Source organism: Paractinoplanes globisporus DSM 43857 (assembly GCF_000379645.1).
Classification (GTDB): Bacteria; Actinomycetota; Actinomycetes; order Mycobacteriales; family Micromonosporaceae; genus Actinoplanes; species Actinoplanes globisporus.
Genome location: NZ_KB903357.1, coordinates 1 through 14,705 on the forward strand (window position 1 = coordinate 1; position 14,705 = coordinate 14,705).

18 protein-coding genes and 1 riboswitch are annotated in these 14,705 nt (G+C 71.9%); of the genes, 7 read left to right on the forward strand and 11 right to left on the reverse strand.

The genetic code is table 11. The annotated features are described in order from the left end of the window. Together A3CQ_RS56545 and A3CQ_RS0147845 are read left to right on the forward strand one after the other, a co-directional pair. Nucleotides 1–305 (forward strand): acyl-CoA dehydrogenase family protein (locus tag A3CQ_RS56545; protein WP_040434248.1); only part of this gene is annotated, 305 nt, incomplete at its 5' end. A 23-nt stretch (nucleotides 306–328) separates the two neighbouring features. Further along, nucleotides 329–443, forward strand: a riboswitch (SAM riboswitch). Beyond that, a complete protein-coding gene (locus A3CQ_RS0147845) occupies nucleotides 400–1,020 on the forward strand; it encodes a GNAT family N-acetyltransferase (protein WP_245577678.1) in 621 nt (206 codons plus the stop codon). Its footprint overlaps the riboswitch before it by 44 nt. Before the next feature lie 10 nt (nucleotides 1,021–1,030). Here the strand turns inward: A3CQ_RS0147845 and A3CQ_RS0147850 are convergent, their stop codons facing one another. From A3CQ_RS0147850 to A3CQ_RS0147870, 5 genes are read right to left on the reverse strand one after another with little or no spacing between them, the layout of a single operon-like run. Beyond that, on the reverse strand, nucleotides 1,031–1,342 hold the full coding sequence (locus A3CQ_RS0147850) for a putative quinol monooxygenase (RefSeq protein WP_020518100.1): 312 nt from the start codon (nucleotides 1,340–1,342) through the stop codon (nucleotides 1,031–1,033). Nucleotides 1,343–1,355: 13 nt separating this feature from the next. Beyond that, entirely contained in the window at nucleotides 1,356–2,315 is a 960-nt protein-coding gene (locus A3CQ_RS0147855) for a vWA domain-containing protein (protein WP_020518101.1), read from the reverse strand. A 6-nt stretch (nucleotides 2,316–2,321) separates the two neighbouring features. Beyond that, entirely contained in the window at nucleotides 2,322–3,215 is an 894-nt protein-coding gene (locus A3CQ_RS0147860; RefSeq protein WP_020518102.1) for an AAA family ATPase, read from the reverse strand. Next, nucleotides 3,215–4,024 carry a mycofactocin-coupled SDR family oxidoreductase gene (locus A3CQ_RS0147865; RefSeq protein ID WP_020518103.1) on the reverse strand — a complete coding sequence of 270 codons (810 nt, stop codon included), beginning with the start codon at nucleotides 4,022–4,024 and terminating at the stop codon, nucleotides 3,215–3,217. Before A3CQ_RS0147865 ends, A3CQ_RS0147860 begins: the two co-directional genes overlap by 1 nt. Continuing rightward, nucleotides 4,021–4,857, reverse strand: coding sequence for a mycofactocin-coupled SDR family oxidoreductase (locus tag A3CQ_RS0147870; RefSeq protein ID WP_020518104.1), 837 nt, complete (start codon nucleotides 4,855–4,857; stop codon nucleotides 4,021–4,023). Before A3CQ_RS0147870 ends, A3CQ_RS0147865 begins: the two co-directional genes overlap by 4 nt. 199 nt (nucleotides 4,858–5,056) lie before the next feature. On the opposite strand from A3CQ_RS0147870, the gene mftR (A3CQ_RS0147875) reads away from it, so the two are divergent. The 4 genes from mftR (A3CQ_RS0147875) to mftR (A3CQ_RS0147890) all read left to right on the forward strand — a co-directional run bounded on the left by mftR (A3CQ_RS0147875) (nucleotide 5,057) and on the right by mftR (A3CQ_RS0147890) (nucleotide 8,468). Further along, nucleotides 5,057–5,698 (forward strand): mycofactocin system transcriptional regulator MftR, encoded by a 642-nt coding sequence (gene mftR, locus A3CQ_RS0147875; protein ID WP_020518105.1) that lies wholly within the window; start codon nucleotides 5,057–5,059, stop codon nucleotides 5,696–5,698. A gap of 72 nt (nucleotides 5,699–5,770) precedes the next feature. Then, complete coding sequence (gene mftD / locus A3CQ_RS0147880) at nucleotides 5,771–6,949, forward strand: pre-mycofactocin synthase MftD (protein ID WP_020518106.1); 1,179 nt, start codon at nucleotides 5,771–5,773, stop codon at nucleotides 6,947–6,949. Between the two features lie 87 nt (nucleotides 6,950–7,036). Further along, complete coding sequence (locus tag A3CQ_RS0147885) at nucleotides 7,037–7,852, forward strand: mycofactocin-coupled SDR family oxidoreductase (RefSeq protein WP_020518107.1); 816 nt, start codon at nucleotides 7,037–7,039, stop codon at nucleotides 7,850–7,852. Between the two features lie 25 nt (nucleotides 7,853–7,877). Then, a complete protein-coding gene (gene mftR, locus A3CQ_RS0147890; protein ID WP_245577679.1) occupies nucleotides 7,878–8,468 on the forward strand; it encodes a mycofactocin system transcriptional regulator MftR in 591 nt (196 codons plus the stop codon). Here the strand turns inward: mftR (A3CQ_RS0147890) and mftF are convergent. Genes mftF through mftA form a run of 6 tightly spaced genes read right to left on the reverse strand, consistent with a single transcriptional unit; the run spans nucleotide 8,381 to nucleotide 13,236 of the window. Next, a complete protein-coding gene (mftF, locus tag A3CQ_RS0147895) occupies nucleotides 8,381–9,841 on the reverse strand; it encodes a mycofactocin biosynthesis glycosyltransferase MftF (RefSeq protein WP_020518109.1) in 1,461 nt (486 codons plus the stop codon). The genes mftR (A3CQ_RS0147890) and mftF overlap by 88 nt on opposite strands. Further along, the gene (gene mftE / locus A3CQ_RS0147900) at nucleotides 9,838–10,506 is read right to left on the reverse strand and encodes a mycofactocin biosynthesis peptidyl-dipeptidase MftE (RefSeq protein WP_020518110.1); all 669 of its coding nucleotides are present in this window, start codon (nucleotides 10,504–10,506) and stop codon (nucleotides 9,838–9,840) included. The genes mftF and mftE overlap by 4 nt, the downstream gene beginning before the upstream one ends. Beyond that, complete coding sequence (gene mftD, locus A3CQ_RS0147905) at nucleotides 10,506–11,672, reverse strand: pre-mycofactocin synthase MftD (protein WP_020518111.1); 1,167 nt, start codon at nucleotides 11,670–11,672, stop codon at nucleotides 10,506–10,508. Before mftD (A3CQ_RS0147905) ends, mftE begins: the two co-directional genes overlap by 1 nt. Further along, nucleotides 11,672–12,823: a mycofactocin radical SAM maturase gene (gene mftC / locus A3CQ_RS0147910; protein WP_020518112.1), complete on the reverse strand. Its 1,152-nt coding sequence runs from the start codon at nucleotides 12,821–12,823 to the stop codon at nucleotides 11,672–11,674. The genes mftD (A3CQ_RS0147905) and mftC overlap by 1 nt, the downstream gene beginning before the upstream one ends. Next, complete coding sequence (mftB, locus tag A3CQ_RS0147915; protein WP_020518113.1) at nucleotides 12,820–13,098, reverse strand: mycofactocin biosynthesis chaperone MftB; 279 nt, start codon at nucleotides 13,096–13,098, stop codon at nucleotides 12,820–12,822. The genes mftC and mftB overlap by 4 nt, the downstream gene beginning before the upstream one ends. Before the next feature lie 9 nt (nucleotides 13,099–13,107). Next, entirely contained in the window at nucleotides 13,108–13,236 is a 129-nt protein-coding gene (mftA, locus tag A3CQ_RS58580) for a mycofactocin precursor MftA (RefSeq protein ID WP_020518114.1), read from the reverse strand. 66 nt (nucleotides 13,237–13,302) lie between these two features. On the opposite strand from mftA, the gene mftG reads away from it, so the two are divergent. Then, complete coding sequence (gene mftG / locus A3CQ_RS0147930; protein WP_020518115.1) at nucleotides 13,303–14,682, forward strand: mycofactocin dehydrogenase MftG; 1,380 nt, start codon at nucleotides 13,303–13,305, stop codon at nucleotides 14,680–14,682. Nucleotides 14,683–14,705 lie beyond the last annotated feature (23 nt).

The following is a 14,705-nucleotide window of genomic DNA, read 5'->3' on the forward strand; positions in this document are numbered from 1 at the left end:
TCAACCGCGCCTACACCCACCAGGTCGCCTGGGAAGCCGACAACGACACCGACCGCAAAACCCTGCACGCCAAGGCATCCATCGCCAAACTCTCCGCCAGCGAAGCCGCCGGCCGCGTCATCGACCGCAGCCTCCAGATCCACGGCGGACGCGGATACGACCGCACCAACCCCGTCGAACGCCTCTACCGCGAAATCCGCGTCGACCGTATCTGGGAGGGCACCAGCGAGATCCAGCGCCTCATCATCGCCAACGAACTGACCAAACGCGACCTGCGGGTGCTGCAGCTGCCGGGCGTCGACTGAGGGGTGCTACGGTCGGCGGCGAAGGTCATGAGTGCCAGCGCACAGCCCCGGCTTGCTGGCCGGCAACCCTCCGCTCGCGGGCGGGGTGCTCCGGGTGACGACCTGGCCCGGCACACTCGTGCCCGGCAAGCCGCGAGCCGAGGAGCGTACCGTGCCCGAGTCTTTTGTTGCCTTCAGCCCTGTTGTCTTCAGCCCGGCCGGGCCCGGCGATGCCGACCGCGTCGCCGGGCTGCACGCCGACAGCTGGCGGCGGCACTACCGGGGCGCCTACGCCGACGCCTACCTCGACGGTGACCTGCTCACCGAGCGCCGCGCGGTCTGGTCGTCGCGCCTCGCCTCCCCCGCCGGCACCCGCACGATCGTCGCCGAGCGCGACGGCCACCTCGCCGGCTTCGTCCACGTGGTCCTCGACGACGACCTCCGCTGGGGCAGCCTCGTCGACAACCTCCACGTGGCCCACTCCGGCCATCGCACCGGCATCGGCACTCAGTTGATGGCGCACGCCGCCCGCGCCACCCTGGCCGACGCCCGCTCTCCCGCCCTCTACCTGTGGGTCCTCGAACAGAACACCCGGGCCCAGGCTTTCTACCTCGCCGCCGGCGGCACCAAGGTCGAGACCGGCATCGCCGCCGCACCCCAGGGCGACCCCGCCCTCCTCAACGGCACACCGGGCAAGTTCCGCATCGCCTGGCCGGACGCCACCCGCCTTCTCTGATCGAGCCGCCCTACAGCTGACCCTGCGCGGGCGTGCCGGCCGGGTGCGGCCGCAGCACCTGGACGTCGACCGGGCCGGTCAGCTTCCCGTCCAGCGCGCCGTTCAGATCGGCGAGCGCCGGCCCGCGGCCGTGCGTGTCGAGCGCGGCGGCATCGGACCACTTCTCGATCATGACGAGGCGGTCGTCACCTTCCTGGAGGGCGTAGAGCAGACAGCCGTCGTCGTGGGCGTGCACCTCGGCGATCGTCTTCTCCAGGGCGGCGACGACCTCGGCCCGGTGCTCCGGCACGGGGAACAGGGTGGCGACGACGGTGACGCTCATCTTCGGGCTCCATTCACGAGGCGAACAACCGGGACACCGCGGGCGCGACATCCCGGTAGGTATTGATCCTGGCCAGCCGGCCGCGTCCGAGGCGAGCCAGGTCGGCCGCCATCTCCGGGTCGTTCTCGCCGGAGGCGTCCAGCATGACGTCGAGGCGGGCCAGCCGCCCGGCGAACGGCCGAGGGTCCGGCCCGGCGTTGTGCACGCAGTCGGACAGCAGGATCGTGCGGGCGTCCCGGGACGGCACCCGAGCCAGCTCGCCGACCGCCACCTCCAGCGGGAACGCCACGTTGGTGAGGCCCTTGGCCGGAATCCGCATCAGCGTGTCGAGCAGCCGGTGCGGGCTCACCGCCTGGCCCAGACGCGCGAGCACCGCGGCGTCCGACCAGAACGCCACCACCGCCAGATCGTCGCGGACCAGCTCGGCGGCGAGCGCGCCGACGGTCGCGGCGGCCGTGCGCACCCGTTCGCCGCGCATCGACCCGGACACATCGACCAGCAACACCACCGAGCGACGGGTACGGATCTGCTCGCGGACGATGATGTCGTCCTCGTCCGGCACCGGGTGCTCGACCAGCTCGTCGATGGTCCGGTCGAGGTCGATGTCGTCGGAGCCGCCCCGGTAGCGCACGCTGACCAGCTCGCCGGTGCCGCGGCGGGCGCCGAGCTCGCGGCGGGGCCGGGGCACGGCCAGCCGGGCGGCGATCTGCCGGGCCCGGCGCAGCGTCTCCGGGTCGGGCACGGCATCGTCCGGTACGGCGTCGAGCAGCGTGCCGTTCTCGCCGGTGAATCCCGGCCGGGTGGTACCGGGCGACGTGCGGCCCGGCCGCCCGGAGCGATCCCCGGTCAGCGCCGGTCCCGCCCCGGCCGATCCGGCGGTGGCGTCGTGCAGGACCGGCCGCTCGTCGAGCACCTTGGGCTTGCGCCGCAACGGCCTCAGTGCCGGGCGGGTGACCGGCGATTCGGCGGCCACCGCTCTTCAACCGGGCGCGGCCGCGCGCGGGCCGAGCACGAACCGGTCCTCCCAGATCTCGCGCAGCACCGCCTCCGCCGTCCGCTCGACCGTCTCGTCCAGGAAGATCCGCCCGGACAGGGCGACCACCATGGCGTCGTAGACGGCCTCCGGATAGTCCGACACGGGCAGCAGCTGGCCGGCGATCAGCGTGAGGTCGATGGCGCCACGGACGCTGCTGCCCTGGCGTACGTCCGGATGCTCCCGGGTCGCCCGGGTGACCGCCACCGCGTCCGCCACCAGCCGCTGATACAGCGCGGCGTCGAGGGACGGCAACGGGGCACGCAGCTCGACGATGCCCTGCTCGGCAAGCGAATCCTGGTACGTCACGGCCAGCCGGCACATCCGGTCGTGCACCGAGGTCGACAGCCGGGTGGTGCCCACGTTGTCGTACGGGTTCATCGACCCGATCACCCGGAACGTGTCGAGCGCGGTCACCCGGCCGGCCCGGGGTATCGACACCTCCCGCTCGGCCATCGCGGTCAGCAACGTGTTGAGCGTGTCCTCGGGGGCGCGGTTGAACTCCTCGATGTACAGGAACGCGCCCTTCTCCATCGCCTCGACCAGCGGCCCGGCGACGAAGTTGTCCGCGCTGTAGTCCTCGCGCAGCACCCGGGCCGGGTTGTGGTGCCCGAGCAGTTTGGCCGGGGTGAGGTCGGCGTTGCCCTCGACCAGCACCAGCGGGATTCCCCATTCGGCGGTGATCGCACGCAGCAGGGTGCTCTTGCTGGTGCCCGGCGGTCCCTCGAGGAGGATGTCGCGCCCGGCCGCGACCGCCGCGAGCGTGAGCCGGAGCTCACGCTCGCGGCCGACGAGGTGGGCGGCGATCCGCTCACCGGTGCCGGCGATGTCGGCGTCCACTAGCGGATGGTGTTTCCGGCGTCGACGGTGAACTCGAGCCCGGTGACGTACTGCGCCTCGTCGGAGGCGAGGAACAGCACCGCGTTGCTGATGTCGCGCGGCTGCACCATCTCGATCGGGTAGGTGTTGACGAAGATTCCGCCCAGGTTCGGGTCCCGGGTGATCAGCGGGTCGAGCCCGCCGAGTCCCTGCAGCATCGGCGTCTCCACCCCGGTCGGGTGCACGGTGTTCACCCGGATGTGGTGCCGGGCCAGCTCGTTGGCCAGGCTGCGGGCGATGCCGACCACGCCGTGCTTGGCCGCCACGTACGGCGCCAGGAACGGCAGGCCCTTGATGCCGGCGGTCGAGCTGGTGCAGATGATCGAGCCGCCGCCGTTCGCGATCAGGTGCGGCGCCGCCACCACCATCGTGTTCCACACGCCGGTCAGGTTGGTGTCCAGCGTGTCCTGCCAGACCTGCGGCGTGACCTCGTCCCACGCCTGCACGGTGCAGATGCCCGCGTTGGCGCAGACGATGTCGAGCTTGCCGAGCTGCGCGACGCCCTCGTCGACCGCCGCCTTGAGCGCGGCGGCATCCCGTACGTCGGCCTTGGCCGTGACGATCCGGCGGTCGAGCGCCTCCACCGCCTTCGCCGTCTCGGCGAGGTCGGATTCGGTGGACATGCCGTACCCGACGGTCGCGTAGTCCTCGAGGATGTCGACCGCGATGATGTCGGCGCCCTCCTCGGCCAGCCGGATCGCGTGACTGCGGCCCTGGCCGCGGCCGGCGCCGGTGACGAAGGCGACCTTGCCCGCTACCCGCCCGGTCACTTGATCACCGCCCCGGCGTCGATCGGCAGGGTCACGCCGGTGATGTACCGGCCCTCGTCCGAGGCGAGGAAGAGCAGCGCGTTGGAGATGTCGACCGGGTCGACCCACGGGATCGGCAGCGCGTTCATCGACTGCGAGATCGGCGTGAAGTCCTCGATCGTCGGGTTCGGGTTGTCCGGCGCGAACAGCTTGAACGTCGGCTCGTTCATGATCATCGGGGTGTTGACCTGCGTGGGGTGCAGGCTGTTGACCCGGATCATGTCGGGCGCCAGCTCCAGGGCCAGCGTGCGCATGAGCCCGACCACGCCGTGCTTGGCCGAGACGTAGTGCGACACGTTCGGGTACGCCATCAGGCCGGCCGCCGAGCTGGTCAGGATGATCGAGCCGCCCCGGCCGCCCGCCTTGAGGTGCGGGATCGCCGCCTTGACGGTGTGCCAGACGCCGGTGAGGTTGATGTCGATCATGTCGCGCCACTGCTGCTCGGGCATCTCCTCGGACGGCCCGCCGATCGAGGAGATGCCGGCGTTGGCCGAGACGATGTCGAGCCGGCCGAGCTGGGCGACGCCCTCGTCGACGGCCGCCTTGAGCGCGGCGAAGTCGCGTACGTCGGCCTCGGTGGCGATGATGCGGCGGTCGAACGCCTCCACCTCCTTGACCGTCTGGGCCAGATCGTCGGGGGTGGCCATCGGGTACGGCACGGTGTCGACCTGCTTGCAGAGGTCGATCGCGATGATGTCGGCGCCTTCCTGCGCGAGCCGGATCGCGTGGCTGCGACCCTGTCCGCGTGCGGCGCCGGTGATGAACGCGACCTTGCCCTCAACCCGTCCAGGCATGGTTTGCCTCCAAAGTGGGGTGAGTCGGTGTGACGGAGCGGGAGAGGCTGGCCAGCAACTCGAGCACTTAACGTCACTCGGTGACGAATATCGCCAACGTAGCCCCACCAGCGACGAGCCCGCAACATGTTCTTCACAAAGATGTGGCGGGGCCGGGGTGGGTACTGCGCCGCGGCGCCGGATGACGGAAGATTCCGGGATGACCGACACCTACGCCCGCCGCGGCCGCCCTCCCGGCACCACCCGCCGCGAGCTCGAGGTGATCGCCCTGCGCCTCTTCGCCGAGCAGGGCTTCGACGAGACCACGGTCGACCAGATCGCCACCGCCGCCGGCATCAACAAGCGATCCTTCTTCCGGTACTTCGCGTCCAAGGGCTCGGTCCTGTGGAGCGCGTTCGACGACGAGGTGGAGGCCCTGCGGTCCGAGCTGGCCGCCGCCTCGCCCCAGCTGCCGATCATGGAGGCGATCCGGCGCGCGGTGGTGGCGGTCAACCACTACCGGGCCGAGGACGTGCCGGAACTGCGGATGCGGATGAACCTCATCGGCTCCTCCCCCGGCCTGTACGCGGGCGCCGCGGTGCACTACGACGCGTGGGAGGGAGTGGTCGCCGAGTTCGTGGGCCGCCGGTCCGGCCAGCCGGCCGACTCGCTGCTGCCGCTGGCCGTCGCGCGGACGACGCTGGCCGCCTGCCGGGCGGCGTACGACCGCTGGGTGGCCCGCGCCGACACCGCCCTGACCGTCTACATCGACGCGGCCCTGAGCGCGCTGTCGGCCGGCTTCACCGACAGCGTCCTGGTGGCCGAGCCGACTCCCCGGAAGGCGCTGAGCGCGGACGACTAGGACTCGCCCTCTCTTTATGGCACGCAGTGTCAAAAACGCGTACGGTGTGCGTGAGCCAAAGGAGAGACCGCGATGGCAAGCACACGTGACTGGTTCGAGACCGTAGCCGAGGCGCAGCGGAGGGCGAAGAAACGCCTGCCCCGGGGCGTCTACCTGGCGCTGGTCGCCGGGGCCGAGGCCGGCGTGACCATGGACGACAACGTCGCGGCCTTCGGCGAGTTGCGCTTCCGCCCGCACATCGCGGACCTGCCGGCCGAGCGCAGCCTGGCCACCACCGTCATGGGCCAGGACGTGAGCATGCCGGTGCTGATCTCCCCCACCGGCGTGCAGGCGGTCCACCCGGACGGCGAGCTGGCGGTGGCCCGCGCCGCCCGGGACGCCGGCGTCGCGATGGGCCTGTCGTCGTTCGCGTCCAAGCCGGTCGAGCAGGTCGGCAAGGAGATCGACCAGCTGCTGTTCCAGTCGTACTGGGTCGGCTCGCGCGACGACATCCTGGCCCGCGCCGAGCGCGCCCGCGCGGCCGGGGCCAAGGGTCTGATCGTCACGCTGGACTGGGTGTTCGACTCGCGCCGCGACTGGGGTAGCCCGTGGATCCCCGAGCGGCTCGACGTCCCGGCGATGCTGCGCTACGCGCCGCAGGTCGTCCACAAGCCGAACTACCTCTGGACCTGGCTGCGCAGTGGCCATCTGCCCGATCTGGGCGTGCCCAACCTCGGCTCGCGCGACGCGGCGGTTCCCACCTTCTTCGGCGCGTACGGCCAATGGATGGGCTCGCCCCAGCCGACCTGGGACGACCTGGCCTGGCTTCGTGAGCAGTGGGGCGGGCCGTTCATGGTCAAGGGCATCACCCGGGCCGACGACGCGCGCCGGGCGGTGGACATCGGCGCCACCGCGATCTCGGTCTCCAACCACGGCGGCAACAACCTCGACTCCACCCCGGCCAGCATCCGCAACCTCCCGGGCGTGGCCGACGCCGTCGGCGACCAGATCGAGGTGCTGCTCGACGGCGGCGTGCGGCGCGGCAGCGACGTGGTCAAGGCGCTCGCGCTCGGCGCCAAGGCCGTGATGATCGGCCGCGCCTACCTGTGGGGCATGGCGGCCGGCGGGCAGCGCGGCGTCACCAACGTGCTCGAGATCCTGCGGCAGGGCGTCAGCGAGACGCTGCTCGGCCTCGGCAAGTCGTCGGTCCACGAGGTCAACCGGGACGACGTCATCGTCCCCGCCGGTTTCGCGCTCGATCTCAAGGCCTGAATTTCCTGCGCCCGACTTATGGCACCAGGTGTCATAAAGGCGTACCGTTTCGAAGGCGTTGCTTGATCAAAGACCGAGGGAGCTGTGATGGCTGGACGGGTTGCGGGGAAGGTCGCGCTGGTCACCGGCGCGGCGCGAGGCCAGGGTCGCGCGGACGCCGTGCGCCTGGCGCAGGAGGGCGCGGACATCATCGCGATCGACATCGCGGGACCGCTGCCGGGCGTCGACTACGACTCACCCACCCCGGCCGACCTCGAGGAGACCGTACGCCAGGTGGAGAAGCTCGACCGGCGGATCGTCGCGGCGAAGGCCGACGTGCGCGACCTCGACGCCATGCGCGCCGCGGTCGACGGCGGCGTGGCCGAGCTGGGCCGCCTCGACATCGTCGTGGCCAACGCCGGCATCTGCATCCCCCGGGCCTGGGACCAGGTCACGCCGCAGATCTACCAGGACACCATCGACACCAACGTCACCGGCGTCTGGAACACCGTCATGGCCGGCGCGCCCCACCTGGTCCAGGCCGGTGGCGGCTCGGTCATCATCATCAGCTCGGCCGCCGGGATCAAGGTGCAGCCGTTCATGGTGCCCTACACCACCAGCAAGTTCGCCGTACGCGGCATGGCCAAGGCGTTCGCCGCCGAGCTGGGCCAGCACCACATCCGGGTCAACAGCGTGCACCCGACGGGCGTCAACACCCCGATGGGCTCCGGCGACATGCAGACCGCGATCGGCGCCGCGATGGCGACGTACCCGCGGCTCGGCGCGATGTTCATAAACATGCTCCCGGTCGAGGGCACCGAGCCCGAGGACGTGGCCGACACCGTGCTGTTCCTCGCCTCCGACGAGTCGAAGTACATCACCGCCCACGAGCTGGCCCCGGACGCCGGCGTCACCGAGTTCTGACGGCGTACCCCTGTACCGTCTGGGGGTGAGCCGAAGTGGAACGGTCCGCAGCGGGCGCCCGCGCGTGGCGTCACGCGCGGAGCTCGAGCGGCTGGGCTTCGAGCTGTTCGAGCGTCACGGATTCGACGCCACGACCGTCGACGACATAGCGGCGGCGGCCGGCATCGGCCGCCGCACCTTCTTCCGCTACTTCGCCTCCAAGAACGATCTGGTCTGGGGCGACTTCGAGGCCGAGTTGCTCCGCCTGCGCTCGCTGCTCGCCGCAGTGCCCGCCGACACCCCGGTCATGGAGGCGCTGCGCAGCGTCGTGATCGAGTTCAACCGGTTCGACGACCACGTGGTGCCCTGGCACCGGCGGCGGATGGAGCTGATCCTCCGGGTGCCCGCGCTGCGGGCCGACTCGACCCTGCGCTACCACTCGTGGCGCGAGGTCATCACCGAGTTCGCGGCCGAGCGGGCCGGCGTGCCCGCCACCGCGCCCGAGCCGCGCCTGATCGCGCACCTCGCGCTGGCCGCCTGCATCTTCGCCTACGAGCTGTGGCTGGAGGACGAGTCGGCCGGCCTGGCCGCCCTCCTGGACACCTCTTTCCGGCGGCTCGAGACCGGCTTCAGCTGAGGGCGCAGCGCCGCCGCCGACCGTCCCCGGATCGCCGAGAACCACACCCCCGCGCCGTACGCGATGTCGTCGAGCCGCCGGGCAGCCGCGTAACGGACCGGGTCGAGTTCGACGCCGCCCCGGGCGTATTCGAGCACGACATCCGCCACCGCGGCGAGGGCGGCGGCCCGGCGTACACGGGGAAAGATTGTGGCCGCGACGGCCGTGACCGGCCACCAATGCCGGGTGAGCAGGGCGCCGGTCTGAAGCAGGGCGGAGGCGGCGCCGCCGGCGGTGAGCCGGAGAGCCACGGCGGCGGAGTCCTCGATGTCCAGCTTGCGGGAGATCCGGTACGCGGTCACGCCGCCGATCGCGGCCGCGAGAGGCACCGACCACCGGCGCTGCGCCAGAAGCGTGACGGTGATGGCCGCGCTCCACGGCGCGAAGACCGCCGGAGCCACCGACTGCGGGTGCCGCACGGCGAGCGGGTGCGCGCCGGTGCCGTACTCGGCCTTGCGGAGGAACCAGGGCCGCAGGCGCGCCCGATGCTCATGCGCGGCGGCGACCGAGGGCTCGAACCGCACCCGCCGGCCCGCCGCGACGGTCCGCCAGACGAAGTCGACATCCTCGCCGACCCGCATCCGCTCGTCGAAGCCGTCACCGATCGCGCTCACCCGGGCCACGAGACAGGCGGTGGAGACCCAGGAGACGTACGAGCCGGGGCGCACCGACGCCGGCCGCTCCCCTAGGTCCAATGAGGACCGGGCGCTCTCGTAGCGGCCGAGCCAGGTGCGCGACTCCGGAGTCCGCAGGCCGGTGATGCGCGGTACCGCCGCGGCCGTGCGCGGGTCGGCGAAGTGCCTCAGCAGCGTGGGCACGGTGTCCTTGTCGAGGACGACGTCGGAGTCGACGAACGCGACGAACGGCGTGCGTACCGCGCGGAGCCCGGCGTTGCGGGCGCCGGCCGGCCCGAGGTTGCGGGGCAGCACGATCAGGCGCGCGTCGTGGCGGGCGGCCACCGCCGCGACGCTTCGCGGATCCTCCGAGGCGTCGTCGACGACGATGACCTCACTGCCGGGAAGGATGCTCGCCAGCAGCCGCTCCAGCTGCTGCGGCCGGTCGCGCACCGGGATGACGTACGTGCAGCGGGCGTCCTCGATCGGGGGCAGCTCGTCGATCCGGGGGTGGGCGATCGCGAGCTCGAGTAGCCGCTCCGCCAGCAGCGCGCTCGCCGCGTCGCGCACCCGCAGCGTACGGCCGGAAAAGAGCGCGCGGGCCCGGGGCGTCAGCCGCAGCAGGTGGGTCGTGGGCGCGCCGCCGAGCAGCGCACGCCCGCCGTCGACGAGCCGGGTCTTCGGATCGAGGTCGACGACGAATCCGATCGGCAGCGTCATGGGGTCATGCTTTTCACGATAAGAAACACGAGCGCGTCGAGCAGCTCCCGGCCCTCGACCGCGGTCGCGCCGGCCGGGTCGCCGAGCACGCCGTTGGGCGCCACGGCCCGGACCCCATCGCGGACAAGGGAAGGCATGATCGCCGCGAGCGGACGGGTGTCGCCGGCCGCCGCATCGGCGAGACGCACGTCCTGCGGGGCCAGATGCAGCATCACCGAGGTCTCGGACCGGCCGGCGTGGGCATCGCCCGGGAAGGCGCAGCTGACCCACCCGACGTGATGGCCCTCCGCCACGAGGAAGGAGACGGCGTCGTTCAGCGTGCGGACGTTGCCGCCGTGCCCGTTGACTAAGACGATCCGCCCGGCCCACAACGCGAGGGACCGCACCGTCTCGATCAGCACCAGCCGGAGCGCCTCGTGGCCGATCGACATCGTGCCCGGAAATCCCGCGTGCTCGCCGCTGTTCCCGTACGCGATGGGCGGAGCCACCACGACGGGAGCCGGAAGCAGGGCCGCCACCCGGTCGGCCACGGCGCTCGCGACGACGGTGTCCGTCGTGAAGGGAAGGTGCGGGCCGTGCTGCTCGGTCGAGCCCACCGGCACCAGCACGAGCGCTCCCGAGGCCGGCACGGAAGGCCAGACGGTGTGGGCGAGGGACAGCGCCATCAGGCCCCCAGCGCGCGGGTGAAGCCGTCGGGGATGACGATGTCGTCCGGACCGAGCTCGCCGACGCTCGCGTGCCCGAGGCCCAGCACCGCCGAGTCGAGGCCGCCGCGCATGATGTCCACGACGTTCTCGACGCCGGCCTGGCCGTTCGCCGCCAGGCCCCACAGGTACGCGCGGCCGATCAGCACCGCGCGGGCGCCGAGTGCGAGCGCCTTGGCCACGTCGCCGCCGCGCCGGATCCCGCCGTCGAGCAGCACCTCGATCTGGTCGCCGACGGCCGCGGCGATCGACGGCAGCAGGCGGATCGTGGCCGGGGTGGTGTCCAGGTTGTTGCCGCCGTGGTTGGAGACCGAAAGGGCGCTGACGCCGGCGTCGACCGCGCGCCGGGCGTCGTCGACTCGGCCGACCCCCTTGAGCAGGAACGGCCCGTTCCACTCCTTCGCCAGCCAGGCGACGTCCTCCCAGGTGGGCGGGACCGTCCGCATCCATTCGCCGTACGCGCCGAAGAAAGTCGGCGCCGGCGTACCCATGTTGGGGGTGGTCAGGTCGGGCAGGCGCCCGGTCCGCGCGAACCGCCACAGCCAGCCCGGATGCGGCAGCACGTCGGGCGCCATCTTCACCATGGTCCTGAGGTCGAGGCGCTCGGGGATGGTGGGGCTGCCCCAGTCCCGGCCGTGGGAGAACGACCAGTCGAGGGTGACGATGAGCGCCTTGCAACCGGCGGCCCGGGCGCGCTCCATCCGCCGCACGATCGTGTCCCGGTCGCCGCTCCAGTAGATCTGGAAGGCCGTGCTCGGGTTGGCCGCGACGACCTCCTCGACCGGCTTGGAGGCGAACGAGCTCAGCCCCATGATGACGCCGCGGTTGGCGGCGGCGCGGGCCACGGCCACCTCGCCGTCGGGGTGCACGGCCTGCACCCCGGTCGGCGAGATGAGCACTGGCATCGACGTGGGCATGCCGAGAACCGTGGTGGTCAGATCGCGGACGGCGTGATGGCCGACCACCCGCGGCGCGAACCCGAGCTCGCCGAACGCGCCGACGTTGTCGCCGACCGTGCGGCCGCGCTCGGAACCGGCGAGAAGCGCTCCGTACACCGCGTACGGCAAACGCTTCTTGGCCCTTCTTTGCGCCTCGGCGACCGTCTCGAACCACGGGTTGCGGACCATCAGCGGGCCCCGGCCAGCGGGGACTCCTCGCACAGGCTGACCGGCGGGCGGCCGATGGAGACCCGGACCTTCTGGTGGGAGTGGTCGCCGGAGGCCTTGGGAATCGCGCCGCGGTTCGTCAGCAGCGACTCGCCGTAGCCCTGCACGCATTCCGGGTCGGGGCCGTCCAGCGGAAGCCCGGTGAAGAACTTGGCCGCCATGCAGCCGCCTTTGCAGGTGTCGAAGAACTGGCAGGACGTGCAGGCCCCGCCCTGTTGCGGCTCGCGCAGCCGGCGGAAGAGCGCCGACTCGCGCCACACGTCCCGGAAGCCGCCCTCGCCGCGCACGTTGCCGGCCAGGAACTCGTCGTGGATGGCGAACGGGCAGGCGTACACGTCGCCGACGGGGTCGATCAGGCACACCACCCGGCCCGCGCCGCACAGGTTCAGCCCTGGCAGCGGGTCGCCGAAGGCCGACAGGTGGAAGAACGAGTCGCCGGTCAGCACACCCTCGCCGTGCGCGACCAGCCAGTCGTACAGCTCGCGCTGCTGCTCGGGCCGCGGGTGCAGCTCGTCCCAGACGTCGGCGCCGCGGCCGGAGGGGCGCAGCCGGGTCAGCCGCAACTGAGCGCCGTACCGGTCGGCGATCGCCTTGAACTCGTCGAGCTGCGGGATGTTGTGCCGGGTGCACACCACCGACAGCTTGAAGTTCTTCATCCCGGCGTCGGCCAGGTTGGCCATCGCGCGCATAGCCGTGTCGTACGAGCCGGGACCGCGCACGGCGTCGTTGACCTCGGCGGTCGCGCCGTCGAGCGAGATCTGCACGTCGACGTAGTCGTTGGTGGCCAGCCGGCGCGCGTTCTCCGGCGTGATGCGCACGCCGTTGGTCGAGAACTTCACGCCCACGTGGTGCGCGGTCGCGTAGTCGAGCAGCTCCCAGAAGTCGGGGCGTACGGTCGGCTCGCCGCCGCCGATGTTGACGTAGAAGACCTGCATTGCCTCCAGCTCGTCGATGACGGCCTTGGCCTCGGCCGTGGACAGCTCGCGCGGGTCACGCCGGCCGGAACTGGACAGGCAGTGCGTGCACGACAGATTGCACGCGTACGTGAGCTCCCAGGTCAGGCAGATGGGAGAGTCGAGGCCGTATTCGAACAGGTCCACCAACGCGGTCATTCGGCAGGCCTCCTTTCGGTCAGCATGTCTCCGCGCGCGAGCACCGTGAGGGCCCGGGCGTAGCGAGGGATGTCGTCGGGCGAGGCGCCCGCGGCCGCACACGCCGCGCGGGCAGTGGGGGCGGACGCGAGCGCCTGGACGACGGAGAGCAGCCCGCGGTCCTTTAGGAAGGACAACTTGCGGGTGCCGAAGTGGTACAGCAAGGCGCCGAAAGGCTCGGGCCGCACCGAGACCTGCGGGTGCAGGTCCCAGGCACGGTCCAGGTCGAAAACCATGGCGGCGGCCTAGTAGACGCCGCACATGCCGTCGATCGAGACCTCTTCGACCAGGTCGTCGGCCTCGACGAGCATCTCGGGCGTCACCTGCTCGGCGACGTTGTCGTCCGGGGTGTCGAGGATCTGGTTCTCGTCCATGACTCACTCCTTGCTTGCTCAAGGTTTGATTGCCAGATTAATGGCATGCAGTGCCAAAATGAAAGGGTGGACGTCGTGGTGATCGGAGCGGGCGCCGCCGGGGCGGTGCTCGCGGCCCGGCTGAGCGAGGACCCGGACCGTTCGGTGCTGCTCCTGGAGGCCGGTCCGGCGCCGGCCGACCCCTGGGATCTGGGGCCGGAGCTGCTCGACGCCCGGCAGGTTCCCGGCGCCCGGCTCGATCACCCGGGCGTTTTCTCCTATCCCGTACGCCTGACGCCCGACCGGCCGTGGGTGGTCCCGCGCGGGCGGATCCTCGGCGGGTCGACCACGATCAACGGCGGGTACTTCGTGCGCGCCCGGCGCGAGGACTTCGCCCGCTGGGGGCCGGCCTGGGCGTACGACCGCGTGCTGCCGTTCCTGCGCGCCCTGGAGACGGATCTCGACTACCCGGACGGCGATCTCCACGGGCACGACGGGCCGATGCTGGTCCGGCGCACCCGGCTCGATCATCCGGCGGCGGCCGCCTTCGCCGCGGCCGCTTCGGGATTCCCGGCCGACCCCGACAAGAACGACCAGGGACCGCCCGGTTTCGGGCCGGTGCCGTGCAACGCCGACGCCGGCATCCGGCGCAACACCGGCCTCAGCTACCTCACCGCGCCGGTGCGGGCCCGGCCGAATCTGACCGTGCTCGGCGACTGCCGCGCGACCCGGATCGTGACGGAACGCGGCCGGGTCACCGGGGTCGCCACCACGCGCGGCCTCATTCCGGCCGGCTCCGTCGTGCTCAGCGCGGGCGCCTTCGGCACCGCGCACCTGCTGCTGCTCTCCGGCATCGGGCCCCGGGCCGACCTCGAGCGCCTGGGCGTTCCGGTCGTGCGGGACGCTCCGGTCGGCACCGGGTTCAGCGACCATCCGCAGCTCGTGCTGGAGTGGCGGCGGTCGTTCGAGGCCGGCGATCCGCCGGACACCTGGCTCGGCGGCTGCCTGCACCTGGCCTCCAGCGACGCGGCCGGCGGCCCGGGCAACCTCGAGATCCTGCAGTCGGTTTCGCCCCTGGCGTTCTTCGTCTCCGACCTCACCCCACAATCCGCCGGTACGCTCCGGCTGCGCTCGGCCGATCCGTCGGTGCCCCCGGACATCGACTACCACTATCTGAGCGCGCCGGGCAGCCTCGGCCGGCTGCGGGAGGCGGTCCGGACCTGCGCCGAGCTGATCGACGCCGAGATCCCGGACGACTGGTGGATCCGCGACCATCTCGGCACGTCCCAGCACACCTGCGGGACGGCCCCGATGGGCGGCGTCACCGACGAGTACGGCCGCGTGCACGGCGTGACCGGGCTCCGCGTCGCGGACACCTCCCTCCTGCCGGACGCTCCCCAGCGCGGCCCGGCCGCGACCGCCGTCCTCATCGGCGAGGTCGTGGCCCACGACATCAGGCGGGAGTAGCCGGCACGCGCGGCGGCCCGTCG

Excerpts from the sequence above, each read along its gene's own strand:
- A3CQ_RS0147850 (WP_020518100.1), bottom strand. The coding sequence starts at position 1,342 with ATGAGCGTCACCGTCGTCGCCACCCTGTTCCCCGTGCCGGAGCACCGG.
- A3CQ_RS0147870 (WP_020518104.1), bottom strand. The coding sequence starts at position 4,857 with ATGCCTGGACGGGTTGAGGGCAAGGTCGCGTTCATCACCGGCGCCGCA.
- mftR (WP_020518105.1), top strand. The coding sequence starts at position 5,057 with ATGACCGACACCTACGCCCGCCGCGGCCGCCCTCCCGGCACCACCCGC.
- mftD (WP_020518106.1), top strand. The coding sequence starts at position 5,771 with ATGGCAAGCACACGTGACTGGTTCGAGACCGTAGCCGAGGCGCAGCGG.
- A3CQ_RS0147885 (WP_020518107.1), top strand. The coding sequence starts at position 7,037 with ATGGCTGGACGGGTTGCGGGGAAGGTCGCGCTGGTCACCGGCGCGGCG.
- mftF (WP_020518109.1), bottom strand. The coding sequence starts at position 9,841 with ATGACGCTGCCGATCGGATTCGTCGTCGACCTCGATCCGAAGACCCGG.
- mftE (WP_020518110.1), bottom strand. The coding sequence starts at position 10,506 with ATGGCGCTGTCCCTCGCCCACACCGTCTGGCCTTCCGTGCCGGCCTCG.
- mftD (WP_020518111.1), bottom strand. The coding sequence starts at position 11,672 with ATGGTCCGCAACCCGTGGTTCGAGACGGTCGCCGAGGCGCAAAGAAGG.
- mftC (WP_020518112.1), bottom strand. The coding sequence starts at position 12,823 with ATGACCGCGTTGGTGGACCTGTTCGAATACGGCCTCGACTCTCCCATC.
- mftB (WP_020518113.1), bottom strand. The coding sequence starts at position 13,098 with ATGGTTTTCGACCTGGACCGTGCCTGGGACCTGCACCCGCAGGTCTCG.
- mftA (WP_020518114.1), bottom strand. The coding sequence starts at position 13,236 with ATGGACGAGAACCAGATCCTCGACACCCCGGACGACAACGTCGCCGAG.